Below are 3,126 nucleotides of genomic sequence, written 5' to 3'. Positions count from 1 at the left end.
GGACGTGGAGCCAGCCGAGGACTCGGACGGCACGGACGGGAGGTGGCGGATCGCCCGCAAGGCCGCCCCGGACCGGCTGATCTCCACCGTTGACCCGGACACCCGGCACGCGCATAAGACCCAGTCCCGGCAGCAGGACGGATTCAAGGCACATATTGTCATCGAGCCCGACACCGGGCTGATCACCGCCGCGGAGCTGACCACGGCCTCCGGAGCCGAGAACAGCGACGGGACAGTCGGTGCCCGGCTGATCGGCCTGGACCCCACGATCGCCGGCACCAGCGTGGACGTCCTGGCCGACTCGGCCTACGGTTCCGGGGAAATGCTCGCCGCTCTCGCCCGCACCGCGCATACGCCAGTGAAGTGATCAAACCCTGGCCTCTGCGCCCAGCCGTCGACGGCGAATTCACCCTCGATGACTTCACCGTCGATGAGGCCGTCGGCACCGTGACCTGCCCGAACGGCATCACTAAGACCATCACCCCTAAACGCAGTGTCACCTTCGGCGCCGCCTGCACCGGATGTCCCCTCCGGGACCGGCGCACCGCCTCAGCACGGGGACGCAAGCTCGATCTCCACGAACACGACGCGCTACTGCGCGAACACCGCCGCCGCGCCACGGATCCAGCCTTCAAGCAGGATTACCGCACCCACCGGCCCATGGTCGAGCGTCCATCGCCTGGCTCACCCGCGGCAACCGACGCGTTCCGCACCGGGGCATCAACCGAAACGATGCATGGCTGCAGATACGGGTCGCAGGACTAAACCTGCGACGAATGCTCGCCCTCGGACTGAGCATGAACGAGGGAGCATGGGCGCTGGGATAATCCCCTGCTCAGACCGGCCCATCCATGAAACCACTGGATGACACCCCAATTCCGAGGCAGAATGAACGCAAGCGGGCGGAACGGCCCCGTTGTCGCACCCAAGGTGCTGACCAGAACACGCCGCTAGACGGCCATCGGTGGCGTTCCGCCCGCCCACTACCCGCGTTGTTCAGCAGCCTCCTAGGTGCCAACGGCTGATTACAGACTCAGGGTGGCGCCCGCCTGCGTTAAGGGGCGGGAGCCGCGGGGCAGACCTGGCCGCGGTGCTTGACGATTGGCAGGGCCGGGCCGAACTGCTCCTCGGCCACCCGGGAGTTGTCGTTGTCGGCGACCAGTGTCGCGGGGGAAGAAGTAGCTGAGCTGGTTCTGGGCCTGTGACGCCCTCACCGGAGTTACCCGGAACGCCGATGGGCGTGGGCCCAGACCAGAACAACGTTCTCGTCCCCCTGCAAAACCAGGCCCAGTTAGACATCGTCACCCGCCTGGTGCAGAACGCCAAGAAGTCCGGCGCCCGCAAACTCACCGGCAGGAACCTGGACTACGTCGAGTACTGTTGAACCGCGCTGGGTATGAATCCAAATGTTGATCAATGCCACTGCAGCTATGCCAGATCCAATGACCGGGGCGGCAATGGCGAGCCGACCGCCTCGTTCGCCTCTCAGAGGGCCCTGATTGAGGGCAGGGTAGCGTGGCCAGCTCCCACGGTCAAAGGAGCGAGGACAGCGATGCAGGATACCCAGATTCCGGATGCGGCGATGATGGGAAGAATGATGGCTCCGGTGGCGGGCTCACTGGTGGGAAGGCCATCGCAGCAGGGCCCACCGGTTCCTGCAACTCGCCCCGAGGCTGGCCCGCCTGCTGACTTGCCAGGCTCAGCGAGCTCATGGTCAGCTTCGGATCAGTGGCCATGTCATGCTGTTCCCCCCGCGGTCCTGCATGAAGAGGTATTAGAGCGGAAGTTCCGGACCGGCCGCAACTCGTAGGTCGATCTAAAGAGTAATCAGCAAGTCATGTTGTACGCGGCCCTGGCCACCATGAAGTGGTGAACGCGAAAACCCGACGGAAGGACGAACTATGATGAACACCCATCAGAGACCCCACAAGGCGGTACCCGGTCCGCCGTAGCCAGCCGCTCCCCCACACAACGAAACAGGTCTATCCGGGAACCCACACACCCGGAACACCAGATCAGAGGCGGGAGTGTGCACAATGTGCACACAAAAAACACCAAAAAAGCCCCTGAACAGGGAAAACACTGTGCCCGAGGTGGGACTCGAACCGGGTTCCAGCACTTGCAAATCCGCCACTCCCCCGAAAAACTCCGCAATCCGGCCCAGTCCGGCACCAATACGACCCGTTCCAAAGACCCAGGTGTGCACATTGTGCACACCCTCATTTTGCCCATTTTGTTGCCGGGCCCAGGTGTCTGCCGTGACAGTGCGGGCCACGGCAGTTTCACGCTGTGAGTAATGTGGCTCCCCTCTCGCCTAGTGTGCTCCGAAGCGTCCGTGGCGACGGAATTTTTCAAGTCGGTCGGTACCAGTGGGAGTTAGGCTGCTAGTTTTTCGGTGTTTTCCTTGGGTTGGTTGATCCATGCGGCCCCGGGCAGCGCCAGTATTTTGGGGTCGGTGGTTTTGGTGAAGCGGTTGGGGTGTTTCGCCCGTGCCGCGGCGAGGGTTTCGGAGCGTTGCTTGGCGACGCCGGCGGCGAGCCTGTAGTGGACGTTGGCGGCAGTGTGGAAGCCGATTCCGGAATGCTGATGGTGATGGTTGTACCAGTCCACAAACTCGTTGATATAGGCCCTGGCATCGCCAAGGGAAGCGAAGCGTTCGGGGAACATTGGCCCGTATTTCATGGTCTTGAAGAGGCTTTCTGAGTACGGATTATCGTTGCTCACCCGGGGCCGGGAATGTGACCGGGTGACCTCCAGGTCCGAGAGCAGCGCGGCCACGGTTTTTGACGTCATGGAAGTCCCACGGTCGGCATGCACCACTTGCGGGATGCCGTGGATGCCGAAGATTTCCTTCATCATTTCCACCGCCAGAACCGCGGATTCGCTGGCGTGCACGTGCGCGCCGACGATGAAGCGGGAGTGGATGTCGATCATCATGTAGCAGTCGTAGTATTTGCCCTTCATGGGCCCGGCCAGCTTCGTGATGTCCCATGTCTTATGCCGACGTCGGCATAAGTCCTGTTATGCCGATGTTGTGGTTATGCCGATGTTGGTCTGTGATCCCAGGTTCCAGGCGGTGGACGGGACAAAAAGGTCGGCATAATCACAGCGCCGCGAGGAAGGCCA

At 62.4% G+C, this 3,126-nt stretch carries 1 protein-coding gene and 2 pseudogenes; 2 read left to right on the top strand and 1 reads right to left on the bottom strand.

Going from position 1 to position 3,126, the window contains the following annotated elements:
• Positions 1-827 (top strand): annotated as a pseudogene (locus ACZY0Y_RS19745) (transposase); the annotation flags it as partial.
• Between the two features lie 407 nt (positions 828-1,234).
• Positions 1,235-1,384: a hypothetical protein gene (locus ACZY0Y_RS19740; RefSeq protein ID WP_463959921.1), complete on the top strand. Its 150-nt coding sequence runs from the start codon at positions 1,235-1,237 to the stop codon at positions 1,382-1,384.
• A gap of 992 nt (positions 1,385-2,376) precedes the next feature.
• On the opposite strand, the pseudogene ACZY0Y_RS19735 reads toward ACZY0Y_RS19740, so the two are convergent.
• Positions 2,377-2,994 (bottom strand): annotated as a pseudogene (locus tag ACZY0Y_RS19735) (transposase); the annotation flags it as partial.
• Between the last annotated feature and the right edge of the window lie 132 nt (positions 2,995-3,126).

It is taken from the genome of Pseudarthrobacter kochi (assembly GCF_055412805.1).
This window is presented reverse-complemented; position numbering and strand designations above follow the sequence as displayed.

Coding starts and splice junctions, on each gene's coding strand:
- ACZY0Y_RS19740 (WP_463959921.1), top strand. CDS start 1,235: ATGGGCGTGGGCCCAGACCAGAACAACGTTCTCGTCCCCCTGCAAAAC.